This is a genomic window from Streptomyces sp. ITFR-16 (genome assembly GCF_031844705.1).
Taxonomy (GTDB): Bacteria; Actinomycetota; Actinomycetes; order Streptomycetales; family Streptomycetaceae; genus Streptomyces.
In genome coordinates this window covers 3,789,486-3,809,694 of sequence record NZ_CP134609.1, presented here as the reverse complement: position 1 = coordinate 3,809,694, position 20,209 = coordinate 3,789,486, and the positions used below count along the sequence as shown (strand labels likewise).

General features: G+C 67.3%; 15 protein-coding genes and 3 pseudogenes. 7 read left to right on the top strand and 11 right to left on the bottom strand.

The genetic code is table 11. The features are described from left to right. Positions 1-166: 166 nt before the first annotated feature. The 4 genes and pseudogenes from RLT58_RS16975 to RLT58_RS16960 all read right to left on the bottom strand — a co-directional run. Complete coding sequence (locus RLT58_RS16975; protein WP_311311221.1) at positions 167-589, bottom strand: PIN domain nuclease; 423 nt, start codon at positions 587-589, stop codon at positions 167-169. After that, entirely contained in the window at positions 586-801 is a 216-nt protein-coding gene (locus RLT58_RS16970) for a type II toxin-antitoxin system VapB family antitoxin (protein ID WP_311311220.1), read from the bottom strand. The genes RLT58_RS16975 and RLT58_RS16970 overlap by 4 nt, the downstream gene beginning before the upstream one ends. Before the next feature lie 105 nt (positions 802-906). Continuing rightward, positions 907-3,345 (bottom strand): WYL domain-containing protein, encoded by a 2,439-nt coding sequence (locus RLT58_RS16965; protein WP_399131638.1) that lies wholly within the window; start codon positions 3,343-3,345, stop codon positions 907-909. 385 nt (positions 3,346-3,730) lie between these two features. Beyond that, positions 3,731-4,948 (bottom strand): annotated as a pseudogene (locus RLT58_RS16960) (IS256 family transposase); the annotation flags it as partial. Positions 4,949-5,049: 101 nt separating this feature from the next. Here RLT58_RS16960 and RLT58_RS16955 point away from each other — a divergent pair. Further along, positions 5,050-5,709, top strand: coding sequence for an HAD family hydrolase (locus RLT58_RS16955; RefSeq protein ID WP_311311218.1), 660 nt, complete (start codon positions 5,050-5,052; stop codon positions 5,707-5,709). Here RLT58_RS16955 and RLT58_RS16950 read toward each other — a convergent pair. After that, on the bottom strand, positions 5,690-6,976 hold the full coding sequence (locus RLT58_RS16950; RefSeq protein ID WP_311311217.1) for an NsdA family TPR-like regulatory protein: 1,287 nt from the start codon (positions 6,974-6,976) through the stop codon (positions 5,690-5,692). The two genes, RLT58_RS16955 and RLT58_RS16950, sit on opposite strands and share 20 nt — an antisense overlap. Before the next feature lie 3 nt (positions 6,977-6,979). Between RLT58_RS16950 and RLT58_RS16945 the strand changes: the two are divergent. The 4 genes and pseudogenes from RLT58_RS16945 (at position 6,980) to RLT58_RS16930 (ending at position 12,027) form a co-directional block, all read left to right on the top strand. Then, positions 6,980-8,182: pseudogene (locus RLT58_RS16945) on the top strand (IS3 family transposase). Positions 8,183-8,935: 753 nt separating this feature from the next. Continuing rightward, a complete protein-coding gene (locus RLT58_RS16940; RefSeq protein ID WP_311311216.1) occupies positions 8,936-9,115 on the top strand; it encodes a hypothetical protein in 180 nt (59 codons plus the stop codon). Between the two features lie 904 nt (positions 9,116-10,019). Continuing rightward, positions 10,020-10,799: a hypothetical protein gene (locus RLT58_RS16935; RefSeq protein ID WP_311311215.1), complete on the top strand. Its 780-nt coding sequence runs from the start codon at positions 10,020-10,022 to the stop codon at positions 10,797-10,799. 55 nt (positions 10,800-10,854) lie between these two features. Then, the gene (locus tag RLT58_RS16930; RefSeq protein ID WP_311311214.1) at positions 10,855-12,027 is read left to right on the top strand and encodes a penicillin-binding transpeptidase domain-containing protein; all 1,173 of its coding nucleotides are present in this window, start codon (positions 10,855-10,857) and stop codon (positions 12,025-12,027) included. 181 nt (positions 12,028-12,208) lie between these two features. Here the strand turns inward: RLT58_RS16930 and RLT58_RS16925 are convergent, their stop codons facing one another. Next, complete coding sequence (locus RLT58_RS16925) at positions 12,209-13,012, bottom strand: tetratricopeptide repeat protein (protein ID WP_311311213.1); 804 nt, start codon at positions 13,010-13,012, stop codon at positions 12,209-12,211. A 243-nt stretch (positions 13,013-13,255) separates the two neighbouring features. On the opposite strand from RLT58_RS16925, the gene RLT58_RS16920 reads away from it, so the two are divergent. Continuing rightward, entirely contained in the window at positions 13,256-13,654 is a 399-nt protein-coding gene (locus tag RLT58_RS16920) for a hypothetical protein (RefSeq protein WP_311314753.1), read from the top strand. A gap of 57 nt (positions 13,655-13,711) precedes the next feature. Here the strand turns inward: RLT58_RS16920 and RLT58_RS16915 are convergent. Further along, a pseudogene (locus RLT58_RS16915) lies at positions 13,712-13,861 on the bottom strand (IS982 family transposase); the annotation flags it as partial. A 68-nt stretch (positions 13,862-13,929) separates the two neighbouring features. On the opposite strand from RLT58_RS16915, the gene RLT58_RS16910 reads away from it, so the two are divergent. Then, complete coding sequence (locus tag RLT58_RS16910; RefSeq protein ID WP_311311212.1) at positions 13,930-14,319, top strand: hypothetical protein; 390 nt, start codon at positions 13,930-13,932, stop codon at positions 14,317-14,319. A 34-nt stretch (positions 14,320-14,353) separates the two neighbouring features. On the opposite strand, the gene RLT58_RS16905 is transcribed toward RLT58_RS16910, so the two are convergent. Genes RLT58_RS16905 through RLT58_RS16890 form a run of 4 tightly spaced genes read right to left on the bottom strand, consistent with a single transcriptional unit; the run spans position 14,354 to position 20,181 of the window. Beyond that, positions 14,354-14,815 carry a hypothetical protein gene (locus RLT58_RS16905; protein WP_311311211.1) on the bottom strand — a complete coding sequence of 154 codons (462 nt, stop codon included), beginning with the start codon at positions 14,813-14,815 and terminating at the stop codon, positions 14,354-14,356. Between the two features lies 1 nt (position 14,816). Continuing rightward, positions 14,817-16,970, bottom strand: coding sequence for a site-specific integrase (locus RLT58_RS16900; RefSeq protein WP_311311210.1), 2,154 nt, complete (start codon positions 16,968-16,970; stop codon positions 14,817-14,819). Positions 16,971-16,987: 17 nt separating this feature from the next. Next, entirely contained in the window at positions 16,988-18,721 is a 1,734-nt protein-coding gene (locus tag RLT58_RS16895) for a hypothetical protein (RefSeq protein ID WP_311311209.1), read from the bottom strand. Further along, on the bottom strand, positions 18,721-20,181 hold the full coding sequence (locus tag RLT58_RS16890; RefSeq protein ID WP_311311208.1) for a tyrosine-type recombinase/integrase: 1,461 nt from the start codon (positions 20,179-20,181) through the stop codon (positions 18,721-18,723). Before RLT58_RS16890 ends, RLT58_RS16895 begins: the two co-directional genes overlap by 1 nt. Positions 20,182-20,209 lie beyond the last annotated feature (28 nt).

Below are 20,209 nucleotides of genomic sequence, written 5' to 3'. Positions count from 1 at the left end.
TGCCCCCAACACACATTCCAAATGTTCGCCTGGGGGTTCGGCGGCGGGCGTACCCGTCCTGACCTGCGGCGGGACGTTCGGGGTGGCCCCGTTCGGACGGTCCCGGAAGGGGGTGAACGAGACCAGGAGTGAGACTGCGAACAGAGAAAGCTCGGCGTCTTCCTGCCTACTTGCCGGTGTCCGGTCCGTACCAATAAAGGGCCTGGCCGGTGACCGCCGCGATGCATTCGAAGTCGCGGTCGCAGTGCAGGAGCGTCAGCCCTTGCAGTTCCGCCGTAGAGGCCACGACCAGATCCACGGCTCCGGCGCTGTGGTGCTGTCCTCGCTCGGTGAGCGCTTCCTGTACCTGCCAGGCGCGGTCGTAGGCGCGGTCATCGACCGGCACCCATCCGAACAGCAGACGCATGTCTTCGATGCCTTGAGCGCGGTCTGCCGCGGAGCGGGCGCTGTAGAAGAATTCGAGCTCCGTGATCGGGCACGTCGCGATGAGTCCGGCGGCGGCTGCCTGGTCCCAGCCGAACTGCTCGGCGTCGGTGCGCATGAAGCGTGCCAGGGCGCTGGTGTCGATCAGGAACTGTGCGGCGTTCACCGACGGTAGTGACCCTTCTCCTGGAAGTGCTCCAGGTCGAAGGCTCCGTCGGCGGAGGCCGCGCGCAGCCGGGCGAGTGCGAGCGCCCTCCGCCGGTTTTCCAGTACTTCGCGCAGCGCGGTGTTGACTGTCTCCTTCTTGGTACGGGTGCCGAGCGCTCGGGCGACATCGGCCAGCAGCTCGTCGTCGAGGTCGATCACGGTTCGACTCATGAGGCATCCCTTCTGATATCACCTATGCCATCAAATATATCTCGATGGATGGCAGGTGTCCCGGATTCCGTCGGGGAGTGATGCCGACGCTCCTCGGTGTGGGCGTTATGGCAGGTCGTCTGCCCACGCCGGCGTGACGCCGTGGATGCGGGAGAGGGCAAAGACACGCTCGACGTCCCGAAGATGGCACCACGCTTCCAGGTAGGGCGGGTCGAGTTCGAGGCGGCCGAGGGTGCGCACGGTGCGGCTGCCCGAGGCTGCGACGTACTCGACGGTGATGGCGGTGCCCGTGTCGATGGCGTGTGCCAGCTGGCGGATGTCGGTGTACGGCAGATGCTTTGCGTATCCGGCGACGGTCTCTTCGGTGTCCGTGCCGAAGGGAACCCCGGTGCCGAATGGATCGGGCTCCGGAACGGCCGGTGGGGTGACCAGCAACCGGGCCGCCGCTGCGGACGGGTCGACTGCGGGCGCCTCCGCTGTTCGGCGTGCTGAGTGTCCGGTGCCGGCCTTGGTGGTGGCCTTCCGAGGGGCCGGGACGGCGGCGGTCCGTCGAGACGGCGCCTTCTCGATGCGTACGGTTCCGTCCGCGGCTTCGGCGACGGGCGCGTAGCCCTGGCTCCGGAGTGAGGCGAGGGTCTTGTCGGGCGAGCTGCCGCTGACGAGCACCGTCGGGGCGAGCTGCCGCAGCCCGAGTGCGGCGAGTGCCCGGTGGGCGGCGAGCTCGGCCAGGAGTGCGGGTTCGTCGCTGTGGATGACGCAGGCGGCGGGGGCGATGCGCATGCGGCCGTGACGGCGGGCGGCGTCGGTGACGAGATAGGACAAGGGCTGCGGCAGGGGCCCGTCGGCGACGGCGGCCAGCTCCGCCGAGATCTCGGCCGGAGTGCGACCGGTGTCCAGGGCGCGGCGGACGCTGTCGCCGCTGAATCGCCATACCGAGGCCGTGCCGCTGGTCTCCCGGTCGGCGGCCGAATCCAGGAGCTCGGCCAGGTACACGGAGGGCGTGCCGGTGACGACGGCGGTGAGGTCGCCGCCGAACCGGGCTGTTCTCGTGGCCTCCGGCAGCAGCTGCCGACATGCGACGGCCAGTTTCTCCCGGTCACCGGTCGCCAGGGCCGCACCGAGCCGGGAGAGGGCGCCTCGGGCGATGACGCCCGTCAGCTCGGCCTCGCGGACTGCTGCGGCGAAGGGCGTCTCGTCCTGGAACGACGGATGGGCGAGCGGACGGTGCCAGGCCACGAGCGGACCCAGATCGGTGCCGACCCGCACACCCTGGCCCTCCGGAAGTGCTGCCGCCGCTGCGAGCAGCCCGCGTCGGGCCTGCAGGCAGGCGCCGCAGCGAGGGGCCCCGGCCACGGCGGCAAGCGACTTGTTGTCCTCGTCGCGGGACTGCGAAGGAGTGAGCTGCAGGCTCCACCAGGCATGAAGCAGGTCGGCGAACTGCGCTGCAGGTTCCTGCACCGCCCAGGTGTCGTATACCGCGGTGGGTGCGATGCGGTCACCGTCGGCGCCCAGCAAACCGACCGAGTAGGCGACCTCCAGGGTGATGCGTACCACCGCGTCGTCGGCCTGCGCGGCCTTGCTGATCCGCCCAAGCTGACGCGCGCCGATCCCGCCGGACTTCAGCCGGACCGGTGGAGCCGCCGAGCAGGCCGACAGGACCGAGGCGGCGTGGATCGCGAAGGCCGTGGCAGCTGCGGCCGCCTCCCGTTCCACCTCCACAGCGGTGACGGGCACCAGCTCCGCCACGGGCGGTACGGGATCGAACGGCGCACTCCAGTCCGGCCCGCGCAGCGCGAGCGCCACTTCGGCGGGCATGCGGCCCGGCCCGTATCCGTGGCGGCCGCGGATCAGGAACCCCCTGTCCAGGGCCCATCGCTCGCCCGGCGGGACATTGGCCACGGCAGCCTCGAACATGACGAATTCAGTGTCCCGTGGTGCGGACTTCGCCCGTCGCTCCAGCAGCTGCCGGGCGGCCGAAGGCGCCTTCGCGATCACTGCGGCGACGCGCTGTGGATCGCTGTGGTGATCCAGGACGGTGGCCGTGCGCTGCCGCCTGGTGCCGGGCGGCTTGATGCCCAGCGCCACGAGCATGCCGCGCAGCTCCTCGGAGGTCACGCCTTCCAGTAGCTCCTCCAGCGGTGCGTCCAGCCCGAGGGGCGCGTCCCACGCCCGCCGCAAGTGGGCGACCATGTGGAGGTTCCCGTCGCCGTCAGGCCAGACCAGCGCGTGATCGGCCAGAGCCTCCAGAACGACGTCCAGTTCCCGAGAGGCGGCGGGTGCCGTCGCTCCCAGTGCCCTCGCCAGGGCGCCGCGCGACAGGGGAGCTCCCGAGGCAGCCAAGGTCTCGGCCACTTGGAGGCAGGGCAGCGGTAGCTGTGGCAGGACGAGCGCCACCGAGCGTGGCCGCAGGAGACGTTCCGCCGACTCCTCCATGGAACGTGGCTCCGGTGGCGCCAGAGTGTCTTTACGTATCCCGAGTACGCGCGACAGCCGTGGCGCGTCGAGACCGGCCAACCAGGCTGCCAGCGTGGACCGGGACGTCATGGGGAACACCTCGCGAGGTCGGGGAACGCGGCTTCGCTCGGGGCGGCCCCGAGCGAAGTCAAGAATCGCGCATTCGACGGGTCCACCGCCGCCATCCGGTGGGGAGTTCACCCGCACAGGGCGCTTGTCGACGAGGATGGAGTGTGGACGACCCTGGCACGCCGTGCGAGATATCGCGAATGCCTGAGACGGGCGAGCCTGGAACTGAGACCCGGACATACCGAAGAACCCGGCCGCCGAAGCGGTCCGGGTTCTCCGTTTCATCTGGTCAGACGCCCCATGTCGTTTGGTGTCAAGCAGCGTGGGGGGTGTGCGTGGTGCGACCAGGCGGTCGCTTCGTGGGGGCCTGTCAAACGAGCGTTGTAACTCGGGTTGTTGAGGGTTACCAGCGGGCCTGGCCCTTGCCGGTGGGGTCGAGGGACATGATCGCCATGTAGATGCACTTCAGTGCGGCCTGCTCGTTGGGGAAGTGGCCGCGGGCCTTGACCGCCCGGCGGATCCTGGCGTTGACGGACTTGATCGCGTTGGTGGTGCAGACGATGCGACGGATCTCGGTATCGAAACGCAGGAACGGAAATGAACTCCTCCCACGCGTTCTCCCGGAGCCGCACGATCGCCGGATACTTCTTGCCCCAGGCGTCGGCGAACTCGGCGAACCGCTCAAGGGCCGCGTCATCGGTCGCTGCGGTATGGACGGGCTTGAGGACCTTCGCGATCTTGTCCCGGTCCTGGCGGGCCGCATAGCGGAAGGAGTTCCGCAGCAGGTGGACCACACAGGTCTGGACAATCGTCTTCGGCCAGACCGTCCCGACTGCTTCGGGCAGCCTCTTGACTCCGTCGCAGACGAACATGAGGACATCGTTCACGCCGCGGTTCTTGATCTCGGTGAGGATCTGCATCCAGTGCTTGGCACCCTCGCCTCCGTCGCCGGCCCACAGCCCGAGGATGTCGCGCCGTTGCTCGGTTGTGACGGCCCGGGCCACGTGGACGGGCCTGTCGGCGACCGCGCCGTCGCGATCTTCACGTGGATGGCGTCGATGAATACCACCGGGTGGACGGCGTCCAGGGGCCGGTTCTGCCATTCGGCCATGCCGTCGAGGACCTTGTCGGTGATTGTGGAGATGGTCTGGCGGGACACTTCAGCGCCGTGGACCTCGGCGAGGTGGGCTTGGACCTCGCCGGTGGTGAGGCCCTTCGCCGCGAGCGAGGTGACCATCTCGTCCACGCCGGACAGACGCTTCTGCCGATTCTTGACGATCTTCGGTTCAAAGGAGCCCTCGCGGTCGCGTGGCACGGATGTCTCCACCGGTCCGACGTCGGTGAGCACGGTCTTGGCGCGGGTGCCATTGCGGCTGTTGTCGCCGTTCTTTGCGGCGGGATCGTGTTCGTCATAGCCGAGGTGGTCGGTGATCTCGCCCTCGAGAGCGGACTCCAGGAGCCGCTTGGTCAGCTGCTGGAGCAGCCCGCCCTCGCCGGTCAGCTGAAGGCCCTCGGCCTGAGCCCGGCCCACCAGCTCGTCAATCAGCCGGTCGTCCGCGAGCTTCGAAGGCACCGCATCAGGTAGCTCGACAGACCTGGCCTCGGTCACGTTGTCGCTGGTCATCGATGCATCTTCCATGATCGGGAGTTACACCGAACGATTTACAGTCCCGTTCCTTATGGTCTTCGTCCCCTCTGTCACTCCTATGTTCTACGCTGCCGCCCATGATTCGCGCAGTGGTATTCGACGTCGGTGAGTGCTTGGTGGACGAGACCCGTGAATACGGGACGTGGGCGGACTGGTTGGGGGTGCCGCGGCACACGTTCGCGGCGATGTTCGGGGCTGTCATCGCGCAGGGCCGGGACTATCGGGAGACGTTCCAGGTCTTCCGGCCCGGCTTCGATCTGACCGAGGAGCGGCAGAAGCGGGCCGATGCCGGGCTGCCCGAGTGGTTCGGGGAGGGCGATTTGTACGCGGACGTACGGCCTTCATTGGAGGAGCTGCGCCGGGACGGGCTCTGGGTGGGGATCGCAGGAAACCAGACCGTGCGCGCAGGCGGGCTGCTGCGCGGGCTCGATCTGCCCGCCGACATGATCGCTACCAGCGACGACTGGGGTGCCTCCAAGCCGGACGTGGCGTTCTTCGAGCACGTCATCGAGGCGACCCCGGCAGAGGCCGGGGAGATTCTGTACGTGGGTGACCGGCTCGACAACGACATCCGGCCCGCTGTGCAGGCCGGACTCTTGACGGCGCTGATCTGTCGTGGTCCCTGGGGGACCATTCAGCAGGACGCCCCGGATGCGGGCGCCATTACGACGATGCGGATCGACTCTCTGGCTGAACTTTCGGCGAGAGTGGCGAAGTTCAACGCTGGAGAGCGCTAATTATCATTCCCCAATCGTAGAGCCGGTCGTCGAGGGTTCGTACGCACTGCTCGTTCTGCCAGGGAGCAAGGGTGCGACGGACCTCGCGGATGCGGTCCATGCCGGTTGCGTACCAAGTCAGGGCGAGCTGATCAAGGGCTTGGCCGACGAAGGCACAAGCCGGCTGCGGATTGTTGTCGGCGACCTCGACGGCGGCGAGGTCGCCGAGGACGACGGTGCGCTGTTTGTCTGACTCGGGTGGCAGCGCTTCGAGGACCTGGAGGAGTGTTTCGCGGGCTTGCGGGATGTGACCGGCTTTGAGCTGGGTGTTTCCCTTGAATGCGGCCAGGCGGGTAGGGCTGAACCAGTCCATCCACGGGGGCGTCGTGTGCTCCGAGCCGTCGGCGAGTACGTCTTCGGCGTGGCCTATGAGGTGCAAGGCGATGCGGGTATTGCCGCAGCGGGTCTCGCATTCGGCCTCAACGGCGTCGAGCCAGGCCCAGAACTCGGCGGAGGCAGGGCCTCGGCGGGCGTAGGCGCGGGCGGCGACCATGCGCTCGACCGCCGCATCGCGGTCCTCGGCCCAGCCGGAGATGAACGCGGTGTGGGCGAGGGCGGCAGCGCCCATGAGGGGATCGTCCGCTTCTCCTGCTGCCTGTAGGGCCCTGAGCAGGGTCTCGCTGGCCTGCTCGGGTTCGCGCAGGTCGAAGAATTCGATGCGCCCGGCCAGGAGGTACGTCTCCGCCAGCGCGGCCGCCAGACGGGGGCGAGTGGCCGAAGTGACTTCGGGGAGCAGGGCACAGCCGAGCCGTGAGTGTTCCAGGACGGCCGGGTGGAGGGTGGCCGGGGCGACAGACCAGTAGAGGTGTCGGTGAGAGCGGGTAACGGTCTCGAAGTCTGTACTGACGGTGGCCGGCTGTGTGATGAGCACGGTCCGTGTGGGCACTGTGGGCAGGCGCATCCAGGGGACGGGAGCGCCCGTTGAAGCTGTGTGGCCGGTTTCCTGCGGCCCCTGGCCGGCGCCCCAGGGGGCCGTGAAGCCGAGGTCCTCGACGTCCTGGCCCAGGAGATGAGTGAGAACGCGACGGACGTCAGGCTGCGGCCACGGCGGGTTGGCGGACTCCCAACGCCGGACCTGACGGACGCCAACGGCCAAGCCCCGAATGCCTAGTTGAGAAGCCGTACGCGTAATGACATCGGCCAGGGCCTGTTGGGAGTTGTACCCGGGCCTTGACCCCTGATCCTGGACACACGAGACACTGGATCCTGAGGATCTGAGAACGGACATCTCGTGGTCATGAAGAACTACCCGCCGGAGTTCAAGGCGGACGCGGTCGCGCTGTACGAGTCGCGGCCGGAAGCGACGATCAGGTCGGTCGCGGCCGATCTGGGGATCAACCCGGAGACCCTGCGGAACTGGGTGAGGGCAGCCGGGGTGAGCCGTCCCCGAGGACGACGGACGCAAGAACCGGCCCAGCCGCCGGTACCGCTGGAGGCGGAGAACGCCGCCTTGCGAAAGAAGGTCCGCGAGTTGGAGGAGGAACGGGAGATCCTGCGGAAGGCGGCGAAGTATTTCGCCGGGGAGACGCGCTGGTGAACCGCTTCCAGTGTGTCGCCGACCTCCAGCGCCGTCACGGCGTGAAGCGGCTCTGCAGGATCCTCGGCGTCAGCCGCTCGAGCTTCTACTACTGGCAACGGACAGCCGCTGACCGGGCCGCCCGGCAGGTGGCCGACGCCCGCCTGGCAGCCCGGATACGGGCGGTGCACCAGGAATCGGACGGCACCTACGGAGCCCCGAGGATCACCGCCGAGCTCCGCGAGGAGAACGGTGTCGCGGTCAGCCACAAGCGCGTCGCCAGGATCATGCGGGCGTCCGGGATCCAGGGATCCGGTTGCGGCGCCGGCACCGCACCACCGTCTCTGACCCGGCCGCGCCAAGGCCCCGGACCTGATCGGCCGCGACTTCACCGCGGACAAGCCGAACACGAAGTACGTCGGTGACATCACCTACCTGCCCGTCGCCGGCGGGAAGTTCTGCTACCTGGCGACCGTCATCGACCTCGCATCGCGCCGTCTCGTCGGCTGGGCGATCGCCGACCACATGCGCGCGGATCTCGTCACCGACGCCCTGGCCGCGGCGATCCGCACCCGCGGCAGCCTTGCCGGATCGATCATGCACACCGACCACGGAGCCCAGTACACGAGCAGGAGTTTCGCCGAAGCCTGCAGGTCAGCAGGGGTGCGGCGAAGTATGAGCGCGGTCGGGTCCAGCGCGGACAACGCACTCGCCGAGTCCTTCAACGCGACCTTCAAACGCGAGACCCTGCAAGGACGAAAGAGCTGGCCGACCGAGCGCGAGGCCCGACTCGACGCCTTCCGATGGCTCCACCGCTACAACACCCGACGCCGACACTCCCGCCTCGGACAACGACCACCGATCACCTTCGAAAACGCCCTCCGCCACACACCAACTACGCTGGCACAAGCCGCATAACCCGTGTCCAGAATTCGGGGTCAAGGCCCCCCCGCCGCTACACGCGCGGCCTTCAGGCGAGTGTTGCCTATGGGGCGGGACATGGGCACCTCCGTGACGCGACGGGCTCTGTTCTGAGGGTCCCACGCAAGGTCCCATATGGAGCTCATAATCACCAACAAGCCTGAAGCAAAGCCCTATTGAGGTCCTCTAGGTGACCTCTGTAAGTCCTTGAAGAGGACTTGCTCGATCGCGACGATGGCAGCTCCACATTCCAGCCATCCGGCTAGGAGCCCTACGTCATGACACGATCACGAGAGAAGGCGGTTCCGCCCTCAAATACCGTCGGCGGCTACACGCTCCAGGCCGTCGGTGTGTGCTGGGACGCCATCCGCGTCCCGCGCAGTGCGGGCGTACGTGCCCTGGAGCTGCTGGGCCCCCGCAACGGCGCCGTCATCGAGGACCCGCACAAACCCGCTCTCTACTGGTTCGTGCCGACCGGCACCGCGGACTCCTGGGACATCGCCGGTACCCGTCCGCTCGGCTTGGCTCAGCACCTTGTCGTCCCACCCTCGGGGCGCGTTCAGGGCCCCGGCCCGCACTGGCGGATTGGCCCCGCCGACGGCGCGCTCTTCACCGACGCCGACGCCCTCCGTGCTGCTGTCCGGGACGCCATGGCTCCTCTCCGGGCATCACTCAAGGAGACGACGTGCCCCCCACCGCAGCCCCCACAGGACCCCCAACGCGCTTTGCCGTCCCGGACTACAGGGCTTGGTGTCCCTGGTTCCCGCTCCGTCCGCCGGACGGGACGTGCTCGGCACGCTTCTCGGCGCTGTCTGGGCCCTGGGCTCGCTGATCTGCGTGGCCTGCCTCGGCTACCTGATGCAGGAAGCAACGCCCGCCAGCGCCGACAAGTCTGCCGCGGTCTCCCCGGACCTGCCGGTCACCTCATGACGGCAGGCGGCGGCCCTCGTGCCCGGCCGCCTCTTCGTCTCCCCTCGCGCCATGAACCACTCCCGTCTCGAAGGAGCAGCGGCTCATGTTCCAGCACCATGCCTTACGGCAGATCAGCAGCGACGTACCCCTACGTATCTCGATGGACCGGACACTACGTGTGAAGGTCATCGACTCCTGTGGCCTGACCTGCACCTTCTGCCACAACGAGGGAACCCCTGTCAGCGCGGACAACCCCGGTCGCCGATCAGCCCCCTTCGCATCCGCAGGTAGATCCGGACGGACGTCGATCTACCTCGGCTCGAATGGCGCCCACTTCCTCAGCGCCCCCGTCATCCCCGACGAGTCCTTCCGTACCGCCCTTGCCCAGCTGCGAGAGGCGCTCGGCTTCGACGAGGTCCACCTCACCGGCGGTTGTTCGCGCAGTCGTGGTGTCCCTCGCAGGTCGTGTCGCTTCAGTTGCGGGCGGAGAGGCCCGGCCGTGTTGCCATGACGACTCGCATCGTGTCCCTTTCGAAGGCGGCGACGACCGTAGCGCGTGAGGAAGGTCACCTCGAATGCCCGCTGTCCGCCGACCGTACGCGGATTCCCTGGGACGTCAGCTGCAGGAGCCGATTGCCTGCTCTTCGTCTTGAGGCGGCGGGTGGTGTAGCGGGCTGCGTCGGCGGTGATCGCCGTGGCGCTCACGCGTCGGCCCCGAGAGAGTCGTCGATCCGGTTGAGGAGGACGGCGGCGCCGGCGATGGCGAACCATTCGACGCCGTGGACAACGTGGTCAAGGACGACGAGACCTGTCCGTGAACGGGCGAGGGCAGTGGGGTGGGTGGCTCGGTGTTCGGACGCTGGGGAGCAGCAGTTCAGGCAGAGGGAGCAGGCGGTGCTCTTCTGCAGGGGAAGATCTGTGCGTGACTGACTTCCTTGAGGAGCACCAGGCGCTCATAGTCTGGCTCTTTCCCATCGTGCTCGCCTTTGCCGGAGTCTGGCTCGGAGCCTGGATCCAGGCCCGTGGGGGCCACGCGCAGGCCAAGGCTGCGGAGAAGGCAGCAACTACGGCTGCTGCAGCAACCCTCCAAGCGGTCCGCGAACAGGCCGACCACGCTGCGGCCGCCGCCCACGCCACGGCTCTGCGCGAGCAGCGGATCAGCGCAGCGACGAACCTGATCCGCTCTGACAGGGCCTTCGGCCGAGTGCTGCACTCGCTGTTCCGGCAGCCCGACGCGGGAGCTTCCACGCCCGCATACGACGAACTTCTCCACGCCTGGGGGGTGGTCCAGCTTGTCGCACCCGCCTCCCTCACCGCAGTGTCCTCCCGCGTTCTGCATGCGTCGCAAGACCTTCAGCGTCTTGCGCGCGAACGAGGTGAGGCGTACCGGTCCCACATGCAGTTGACGGGCGTACGTGTCTGGATGCCCGAGTACGAGGATGCTCGTCGAGCCGTGGAGGCCCTGGATGCTTGGCGCGCCGCGTACGAGGCCGAGGACTCGAACATGGTGGATGCACACGATGCGGCGTCAGCGGCTCTCGACCGGATCCCTAATCTGAGCCCAGAGGGAAAGTCGGCTCTGCTCAACGACGGCTTGGAGCCTGAGATCGGCCCCTTGCTTGAGCAGTCCTGGCGGGAGCACAACGAGGCCATGGACGAATTCGTCCGCTGTGCGCGCGCAGCGCTGGGTGTCACCGACTAGTACTCCAGCCGGACTTCTCCACCCCGCCGACCGCGGTGCTGTCTAGAGTGTGCTCATGCCGTCGCTCATCAAGCGTTCCCTTGTCGTGCCCTGGCTCCTCGTGCTGCTGGCCGGTTGTGCTGGTGGCACGGACTCGCCCACCGAGAGCAAGGTGAAGCCGAGTTCGGGTAACACCCCTGGCGGGTACGGCGACATTCTCGTCGCCGGCAGGCCCGTCACAGGGTCCAAGCCGAGCGGGAACAAGAAGATTCCATATCAACGCACCTACACAGAAGGCGCGTTGTATGCACCCGTGACCGGCTATCGGTCGCTCGCCTTCGGCGCCGCGGGGCTGGAGTCCATCTACGAGGACACCTTGACCCACCGCAAGGGCGACGTAGAAACCACCATTGATCCGGAGGTGCAGAAGGCAGCCTTCGAGGCGCTCGGTGAGCGGCGTGGGGCGGCGGTCGCGCTGAATGCCAGGACAGGGGCACTGCTGGCTGTCGTGAGCACGCCTTCCTACGACCCGGCGGCGTTCAGCGGCAACTTTCCCAAGGACCAAGATGCCTGGCGGAAGGCGGGCGACGACAAGAACAGGCCCATGCTCAACCGGGCACTGCTTGAGGCGACCGCGCCCGGCGAGACCTTCGACATCGTGATAGCCGCGGCGGCTCTGGACCACGGCCTGTACGACACGGTGGACGAGCCCACGCGTGGCGGCTCGGGTGAGTGCGCGAACGCCACCATCCGTGAGGCCCTGGCCAGGTCCTGCAACGAGAACATCGCAAAGCTGGGCACGGAACTGGGCGAGGAAAAACTTCGCGATACCGCAGGCGCGTTCGGCTTCGGCGATGACGAGCTTTTGGTCCCGAACCGGGTTACAGAGAGCAGGTACGGGAGCTACGGCAACGGGGACATCACCGTCACCCCGCTCCAACTGGCCAGGGTGACGGCGGCCCTCGCCAACCGCGGCCTGCTGAAGGGCCCGCACCTGGTTGCCGAGGACGAGGAGGGGCTGGTCACGCAGAGTGTCCCGGCAGCCACGGCGGGCCTGCTGCTCCCCGCGGTGCGGGGGAAGAAGGAATGGGCGCCGACCGACGCCGGTGACGGAACCCCATCCTCCTGGTCCCTCACCTATGCCCGGACCGAGAAGGGCGACACCGTCGCACTCGCGGTCCGCGTGGCAACCTCGGACGCAGCCACGGCCGCCCATGTCACGGCGGCGATGGCCGAGGCGCTTTCCTGAGGAGGCTTGCGGAGGTGCTGAGGACAGCCTGCGTGACGGTTGTGATCAGGCTTCGCGAGCGGACACCATCCGCGCATCCCCTCCCGCCGCGCTGCTGCAACCAGCCGTTAACCAGCACGAATGAAGAAGTCCGGCTGGAGTACTAGGCCATGTCCGGCGGATCAAGCTTATGGGCACTGCGTCAGGTACGACCGCGGCCCGAAGCTGCACCGATCAGGGCATCCGCTGTCCCAGGATCGCCGGAGAGCCGTGCAGCTTCGCGGATCTGTGCCTCGTCCAGGGCCCCGGCCTTCGCCATCTGTATCGCCTCGTGAATGCCGTCTCCGTCGCCGTGCGCGAGCATGACGAGGAACCAGCGCACTGCCTGTACCGGATCCGGAGTGGTGCCGAGGCCGTCGCGGTACCAGCAGGCGGCGGCCTTCATCGCCCCGGTCAGTCCGCGCTCGGCCGCCCAGACGTACCAGCCCAGAGCCTCCTCGTCCCGGTCCAGCGCCGACAGTCGGTCGGCGAGGATGGCACCAGCAGCGACGATCCCCTTGCGTGCGGCCGTCTCGAGAAGCCGCAGAGATTCGGTGGGATCAATTGTCAGTTGGGCAAGGTTGAATATGGCGTACGTGTCCCCGCCTTCGGCGGCAGCTCGGAACAGCTCGGCGGCACGCGTGCGGTCCGGTTTGATACCGAGCCCCCTTACCAGCATGTGTCCATAGATGCGTTGTCCTGCAGGGAGCCCGGCCTCGGCCGCTGCACGGGCATAGTGCACGGCCCTGGGGAGGGCCGATTCATTGAAGTACTCCAGATAGATCCCGGCAAGCAACACGGCGGCGTCCGCTGATCCGCCATCTGCCAATGGAAGGAGCTCGACTGTTACTTGAGTTGCAAGCCTGGCACCCTCCGCACTGCCCTGTTTTGCAGCCTGCACGAAGGCGTTCCCTGCGGCCACCCAGTCCTCGTCCTTGGCTGCTCTGCGGCCCTCGTCCAAATGCATGCGGGAACCCTATGGCATTGTCTGGTGGTGCTTCCTGCCGTAGCGGGACAACGCTTCGGTAGGGATTCGCCGGACAGGCCCTAGGCAGCCGCCCCTCGCGCTGCTCGGCAACCGAGGGTTGGCGGCCAGGCACTCACGGATCACCTCTTGGACGATGGGGGGCTCCATGGGCCCAATGTTCCCCCGATCCGAAATCGGGGGAACACCTGACAGATCAGGGACAAGTCCGATAGATCTGTGCCCGTGAGCGACTCCATGCCCGAGGACGGGAAGCCCGAGAACAGCAAGCCCAGGTCCGTGACCGAGAAGGCGAAGGCCCTGGCCGAGAGGCACAAGGGCAAGCTCATCGCCGCCGGGAGCGTCCTCATAGCCGTCGGCGCCGTGGTTACCAAGACAACCCTTGAGCAGCTCGCTCAGCGTGACGAGGACACCGAGGACGCCCCCGTCGCAGACGCCGAGGACTTCACCGAGGTCAAGGAGACTGAGTCGGACTCCGCCTCCGGCAAGCCGCGAAGCTCCCCAGTCGAGCACGGCGTGAAGAAGCACACGAGGACCCTCCGCGACGGGCGTGTCATCGAGATCCCGCCTTACAGACGGGGCGCCCGGAACGACGACGAGGCCTCCGGCGAAGCCGCAGCCTGAACGGCCGCGCCGGAGCTGCCCGCGGCGGCCGGCTAGATGATCTATTCCAAGGGGCCAGTGATCGTAAGCGATCAGTGAGCGCAGGAAGTTTGGTCCGGTGGCGTCGTTGTGCCAGATCGCGGCGGTCAGCGCGAGGATGCTTTGCATGACGCGTGCTATAACCCCTCCGGGTGTGCGCCCTCGGTACCGTTCGAGGTCGAGCTGCCCAACGATCTTGGACACCCTCGTTCTCGTCTCCGCCGGCACCCCTTGGACCACCCCACCAGGAGGAACCAGTGTCATACCTGCAACCGCTCACCCCCGAGGGGAAACTCGCCGACGCGAAGAGCCAGTTGAGCCTCCCGCGTATCGTCGTGATCTGCGGCTCCACCCGTTTCATGACCGAGATGACCGAGGCCGATCTGCGGGAGACCAAAGCCGGAAGGATTGTCGTCAAGCCGGGTTGCGACATGAAGTCGCCGCACGAACTTTGGTCCGATCCTGTCGAGGCCGAGACACTGAAGGTTCGACTCGACGATCTACACCGGGCGAAGATCCGGCTCGCTGATGAGGCACTCGTAGTCGGCGACTACATCGGAGACAGCACCCGAGCCGAAATCACCTACGCCCGGTCGCTGGGCAAGCCCGTGCGGTTCACGCACCCCGAAGTCGACCCCGACGCCTGACCGCCCGCCCTCCGCAGGCATCCCTTGGAGTTGATCACCTGGGTAGCGGAGTGACCTTGCTTCCTGCTCCGATCTGAGCACGTAGGCGCTCAATCTCCTGGTGTTGTGCAGCGATACGAGAGAGTGCTCGCTGCTTGAACTCGGTCAACCCGGAGATCTGCATGTTGCGTTCGGCGACCCGTTCCTTGAGTTCGCCCACGTGAGCTTGGAGTCGATCGATCTGCGCGGCTCGTGGGTCGACGAGCTGGCCGGCCGCTTCGAGGGCCAGCAGGCGGCGGCTGAACTCCTCGGCGAGGTGCTGGTAGGGGCCGGGGCGGGAGGAGCCGTCACGGTTCTTCTTCGGGTAGAAGCCGGTGCGGGTGACGCCGGCCATTGCGGCAAGGGTTTTGATGTCGCGTCGGCTGTCCTCGGGTAGGTCCCCGGCAAGTAGCCGGTCCATCGCGGCACGGATCGCCGTCTCGTTGTGCTGGCGGTCCTGATCGGTGATGCGTCCCATGTCAGGCTCCGTTCCCGGCGGTGCTATCGATTTCGGCGAGAACGTGCTCGCAGCGGGCAAGATCGGATTCCAGGCGTTCACGCTCGGCTCTGTGTCCGCGGCCGAGGTTGCCCAGGAAGACCTTGGTGGTTGTCTGTTGCTCGGCCCAGACGGGTCGATGGCAGGCGTGGTGGGTGGCCTGCGGGCAGCGCGTTGAGTCGCACATCCCGATCAGCGGCTTCTTGGCGTTCGGAGTCTGGGCGAGCTTCAGGCAGAGTGCCCGTGACGGGTCCGTGAACCAGCAGTAGTTGGCGACGCCGAGGTGGAGGGACGAGGCCCGCTTGGAGAGCATGGTGCGGATCTGCTGATCGTTGAGCACGACGTGTGGGGCCTTCGCCATCTGTTCGTGCAGAGAGCTGTCCACCGAGTCGAAGAACATCACGAGGTCCCTCGCGCCTGGCCCGGAGGGCCGGATCCCCTGTTGGTGCTTACGGTATTCGGCAAGCACCAGGTCAAGGTTGCGCTGCTGTTCCTCCGCGGTGACCTCGGCCAGGAGCCGGGACTGAGCGCCGCCGGGCCGATTCGCGTACCCCTCCGTCGTCGCCACGGACACATGCTTCAAAGCGATCTTGGTGGCGAGCACTCCGCCGGGCCGGTAGGCCAGGGCCACGGCCAACGTCCTGCGGAACATACGCAGGCTGACCTGGTGCTCAGGGATCGGAGACAGGCCGAGCCTTTGCCCACTGGGGCCGTTGACCCAACGACAGAACCGTTCGTAGAGCAGGTTGAAGGCGAAGTTCCCGAACAACAGGGTTCCTGGTTCCTCTGAGCCCATGAGATCCTCGGCGACCTTGACGGCGTGGTGGACCTCTTCCGTGACGATCCACTCGTCATCCGTGCCGCCCAGCGGCTGTCCCTTGATCACCTTGCTCGCCAGGCGATAGCGAACCATGCCCGGGACCGGCTCCTCGGTCAGACGGCAGCCCACGGCAAGCTCGGCGATCTCGCTGATCCTCATCCCGGAGACCGACGCGGTGACGATGATGCATGCCGTCCGCAGCTGACGCTCCAGAGTCCGGACCTGATCTTCGGGAATCGGGACCGTCCACGGGATCTCGCCCTGTTCGTCCGCCCGGATGACCTCAACAGCGTCCCGGCCCCATGGCTGCTCGACTCCCACCGCGTCCAGGGCCCGCAGGAGCACGGGACGCAGCGCCGGTAGGTGGCGGTAGTCGAAGCCGGAGCGTCCCGCTTCACGGGCGAGCGAGTCGAGTGACACTTGCAGGAGTGGATCGTCCGGCGCGAACGTGCCCTTGGACAGACGCAGGGTGATACGTCCCTGCGGAAGCCGGTCGAGGGGCCGGGTCTCGGCGATCCGACGGCGTACGACTTCCTCCAGTACGGCCACGCCTCGGACGCGTGGTTCTGGACTCGGGGCCAGCTGCTGAAGGTCACGGACCTGGTCACGCAGCGCGAGGATGTGCGGGGCGAGGATCTGCACCATGTAGAGCGCGGCACTGAGCAACGGCTGCAGGACCTCGTCGGGGATGACGGGGGTGGAGTTCTCCCCGTTTCTGGTCCTGCGGAGGCCCGCGACCGTCGACGCGGCTCGCCCGCCGAAGGGCTGCAGGTCAACTGGGTAGCGGTCGGTACTGAAGAGCTCCTGGTAGTGAGCCAGTTCGATGACAACGTTCGCGGCCCTGGCCATGGTCGGGCTCTGCTGTCCGATCACCTCGCCCTTCTTGTCGAGACGTCGCGCGCGTTCCGCCACGTAGGCGGTGCAGTGGTACTCCGTTACGTCTCCGAGTCGGGAGATGCCGTGGCTGGTGAGCCAGTTCAGCCACCGAGCGGTCTCCTTCAGCTTCAGGTTGCACGTCTGCACGGTATGGCGTGTGCGGACGGCTTTTGGGAGTTCCCGGACCCGCTCATGGCCCGGGAGCATCAGGGCCGCGACGTACTCCTTGGCGACCACCCGCCAGAGCGGGTTGCGGATCGGAGTGAAGTCCAGGATTCGATCAGCCGTCTTCATATAGGCGGGGAGCCCAGTGACCTGACTGAAGTCCCAGACGTCCTGCCCGAAGACGGGCCCGGCCTGCCCGGGAGGAAGCGCGAATCCGACCGCCGGGCAGAGAGCGAGCCCGGCGAATGCGGAGCCCCGGGGCTCCGCGGTGCTCACGGCAGGGTGGCGTCTGATCACTGTGTGCGCTCCTCGGGAAGCAACGGCAGTTCGTCGTCGGTATCGGCCACCGCGGCGGCCGCGCGGAGGACCAGTTGCGCGTCACGCGCGCGAAAGACGTCGAGGACTTCATCGACGCGTTGCGCGTAGGGGCCGAAGACGGCCATGAACTGGGCGGCAGGCGTCTGCTTCCACTGGCGGGAGAAGAATGCCTTTATCCGCAGCAGATTCGGGACGTGCCGTGGCGCGAAGATCGCCAATGGGCAGAGTAGGCAGATCCACGGTCGTGCCGGGCAGGGCTTGCCCGCCGGACCGTGCAGGCCGCTGAGTGGATCGGTGCAGGCTGCCACGAACACGTCGCGCTCGCCGCCGAGCAGCTCGGCAAGCGCCGAATCGTCCAGGTCCATCCCGGCGACCAGCCCGGGAAGTTCCCCCGCAAGGTCCGCCGCCTGATCATCCGTCAGGATCAGCGGGGGACGGGATTTGCGCAGCAGGTCGGCCTGAGCTTCTTCGATGATGGTCTCGACGGCGTCTTTCTGGGCCGGTGTGGTCACGGTCAGGTAGTGATCGCCTTCCACACGGGGAGTGTGGTTCGGGTCCACAGTGGCCCGGGTGCTGCCGAACCAGCTTCGCCGTTCACGCAGAGATTGGTAGGTGGTCCGGATGCGGGACTCGTGGATCTTGAGCGGCTTTCCGTCGTCGCCGACTACTCGGTGCTTGGTCATCCAGGCCCGCACCGGATACGTCGAAATGGGGGTCGTGTGCCACGGCCCCCCGACGCTGCCGGGCACGTGCCGCAGCCACAAGGCATCACGGAACTCGCGAGGAGCGTGGCGCCGGGACAGTTCGGAGTGCCGCAGCCACTGTTCCAGCAGGCGCACGCCGCGCCGGTTCAACGTCGTACTCTCCTTGGCCGTGCGGCCCTTGAGGTAGTCGAGCAGGACCACCCCGTCGCCGGCCCAGTCCAGGCCCTCGACGCTGAGATCGTCGACACCGTCGGGAACGACCCCGGTGTAGGTGGCGAAGAGGAGCCGGTAGGCCAGCGTCGCAGAGACGTCGGGGAACAGAGCGGTGGTCGCCCGCCTGAGCTCGGGGATCTGCCGGTTTACCCATGGCGTGCTCCAGCCGAGCTCCGCGCCGATCTCGGCAGCGGTGGTCGGGCCGCGATGAACAAGCTGCCAGTGCACGTTCGGTTCGCTCCACCCACCCTCGCTGGGATCCTGGCCTTCCTCGGCGGCGGCGAGCGCCTGCTGGTGAACGGCGTAGGACTCTCGAACCACAGCACGGCATGCTTCCTGCAGTCGCTGCCACTCCCGCTCTCCGTAGGGAGCCAGCGGTGCCCTGGTCACGGTCCGGTTGAATGTCCGGCCGCGGACGAGTTCACGCACCTCGGGCCGCAGTACCTGTACGTCCTCATCGAAGACGGCCAGCATGCGGCGGCAGGCAGCTTCAGCCTGATGAGACAGGCCCCACAAGTACTCTGCGAGACGTGCCCGGGAAAGCCCCGCAGCAGACCCCGTGAAGCCGCCAGCGTCCAGGGTCTTGACCATCGCGCGGGCGGCGTTGACGTACATCTCCACGGTGGAGGGCGCATCGACCCGTCCGTGCGGGTGGACCAGTCCAACCAGGCCGCTGAGCAGCTCGCGGGCTAGGACCGAATTGGGGCACGTGCCGAAGGTCAAGGTGACCGTGGTGGCGTTGCTCAGAACGCATTCGATGCCCAGCGGCTCGTCGACGATACGCGCGGGCATCAACTCTCCTCGTCTTCGTCGAACTCGTCGTCGGCCTCGTGGGCGACTGCCTCGCGGCCGATGGGATCGTAGAGGCGTTCCGCCCGGTCGTAGGCGTCCTTGTAGATGCGGGTCATGTCCAGGCGCCGGAGGTATGTTTCCGTGACGAGCACACTGGAGTGCCCCAGCAGGTCGCGCAGCACCATCAGCGGATCGGCCTTGCTCAGGTAGAGCGCCAGCGCGGCATCGGCATCCGTGTCGCGAACGAGCTTCGCTGCCTGCGTGTAATAGCCGCCGACCAGCAGTTCCAACGCGCGCATCGCGAAGCTGTGACGCAGCCGGTGGGCAAAGACGTGAGGGAACCGGGGTTCGTGCCGGTCACGGATCCGCGTCGAAGTGCGGGCGAAGACGGTGGGCCAGGCCGTGAACGGGCCGCCGTCGTGCCGGACCGCCAGCAACATGCTGCCTCCGTCCGGGGCGACCAGGCGCCGCCGCTCGACCGGCCGCAGCGAAGCCCACTGCGTGCGCTTGCCATTGACCCTCCCGCCTCGCGCATCCGCTTCGGTAACCACCAGCGGCTCCCCCCATCGCGCAGGCGGACGCCACGACGAACCCTCGACGGAGAGGGGCCGGAACAGGTCCATGTAGCCGTGCACTTCGGCCAGCGCCGCATAGTCGATCCAGGTCGTGCGGTACTTGCGTCCCTTCGTGATGCCGGCCGCTACCGGGAAGGGGATCGGCAATGCCGTCGACGCGGGAGGAAGCGGCGGAACCTCGGTCGTGAGCAAGTAGGTGAACTCCTGTCGGCGCAGGCCAGTCGACAACGCCAGCCGACCGATCGCCGCGTTGCGGGCAGTCTCCCTCCCGCGGAAGCCCTTGTCCTCGCCTCCGTCGGGCCGCAGCCCCGCCAGAGCACGCAGGAACAACTCGGCGAAGTCGTTCTCCAGGTACTTGATCGTCACGTGGGCCTTCGGGGTACGACGGTTCGCCAGGTTCACCGACCGCTCGCGTACCTGATCGCCGTAGAACGTCTGAGCCTGCTTGTAGGTGAACGGCTCGGCCGAAGCGACGCCTTCAGCCACCGCCCACCGGTAGAAGCCGGACAGGATGCTCATGTGCTGGTTCCACGTCGTGGCCTCGATCCGCTGTTCCAGCGGACCGCTCGCCCGGAACACCGCGTACGAACTCAGCGCCGCCTTCAGACGGGTCCGCTCCTCAAACGGGCCGAACCCGTGGGCGGCAAGATGCTCCAACCACCCACGCAACACCTGCGCGTAGTACCGCCACGACCGCGGTGACGGGCAGCCACTCGACGGCAGCTCACTCAGCCACCGATTCACAGCGACGGTCGGCCGTGGTACCCCACCATCCTCAAACAGCAGGTCGTCATCGACGAGCACCGGCATGCCCTCGGGGATCACCGGCCTGTCATCGAGACCCCAGGACTCCCAGCCATCAGCCGAGAAGAATGTCTGTTGCATGACGGGTGACTCTAGGTATGAGACACAG